Origin of the sequence: Kitasatospora sp. NPDC007106 (genome assembly GCF_040634455.1) — a bacterium.
In the GTDB taxonomy this organism is placed as follows: domain Bacteria; phylum Actinomycetota; class Actinomycetes; order Streptomycetales; family Streptomycetaceae; genus Kitasatospora; species Kitasatospora arboriphila.
In genome coordinates this window covers 1-1,238 of the sequence record NZ_JBEYFP010001326.1, presented here as the reverse complement: position 1 = coordinate 1,238, position 1,238 = coordinate 1, and the positions used below count along the sequence as shown (strand labels likewise).

Genomic DNA, 1,238 nt, shown 5'->3' with positions numbered 1-1,238 from the left:
GGGCCGCACCCACCCGCACCGGTCAACCGCACCCCGAACCCGCCCCACCGACACCGACGCCGGCACCGGCACCGACGCCGCGCGCCCCTGTCCCCGCCCCCGCCCCCGCCCTGCCGGCGCCGCTGACGGCGTTCGTCGGCCGGGTGCGGGAGCGCGGGGAGTTGGCCGAGGCGGTGAAGCAGCACCGCCAGGTCACCGCGGTCGGCCCGGGCGGGGTGGGCAAGACCCGGCTGGCCCTGGCCGTGGCGGCGGAGGCGGCCGGTGACTTCGCCGACGGGGCGTGGTTCGTCGACCTCGTTCCCGTCACCGACCCCGGGCGGGTGGGCGCGGCGGTTGCGGCCGCCCTGGGCGTGGCCGAGCAGCCCGGCGGCACCCTCGACGATGCGCTGCCCGCCGCCCTGGCGGACCGTCAGGTGCTGTTGGTGCTCGACAACTGCGAGCAGGTGCGCGACGGAGTGGCGCCCTTCCTGGAACGGCTGCTGGCGGCCTGCCCGGGGGTGCGGGTGCTCGCGACGAGCCGCGCCCGCCTCGTCGTGCCGTTCGAGCGGGTCTTCCCCGTTCCGCCGCTGTCACGGGCGGGCGGCGCGGAGTCGGAGGCGGTGACCCTCTTCCTGGAGCGGGCGGCGGCCGTCGGGCTGCCCCCGGACCCGGCGCTGCGCGACCGGGTCGCCGCCGTCTGCGAACGGCTCGACGGCATGGCACTGGCGATCGAACTGGCCGCGGCGCGCTGGCCCACGCTCGGGCCGGACGGTCTCGCCGCGGGCCTCTCCGACCAGCTGCGGATCCTGGCCGGCGGCTCCCGGGCCGACGACCGGCACCGGTCGGTACGGGCGGCGCTCGACTGGAGCCACGACCTGCTGACGCCGCAGGACCGCGCCCTGCTGCGGCGGGTGTCGGTGTTCGCCGGGCCGTTCACCGCGGACGCGGCCGCCCGGATCGCGGGCTTCGACCCGCTGGACCCGGCAGCGGTCACCGACGGCCTCGGCAGGCTCGCCGAGCAGAGCCTGCTCACCGTGACGCACTCCGCGGCGGGCACCCGCTATAGGGCCCTGGAGACGATCCGCCAGTACGGCGCCGAACGGCTCGCCGACGCCGGCGAGTCGGAGGAGACCGGCGCCCGCCACCTGCGCTGGTGCACCTCCGCCGCGACCGCCCTGCCCGCCGCCGGCGACCCGGACCTGCGGACCCGCTTCGACACGGTCGCACCGGACCTCCGCGCCGCCCTCGGCCGCGCCTCG

General features: G+C 78.6%; 1 pseudogene. It reads left to right on the top strand.

What is annotated here, in order from left to right:
* Nucleotides 1–161: 161 nt before the first annotated feature.
* Nucleotides 162–1,238, top strand: a pseudogene (locus ABZ641_RS38200) (ATPase); the annotation flags it as partial.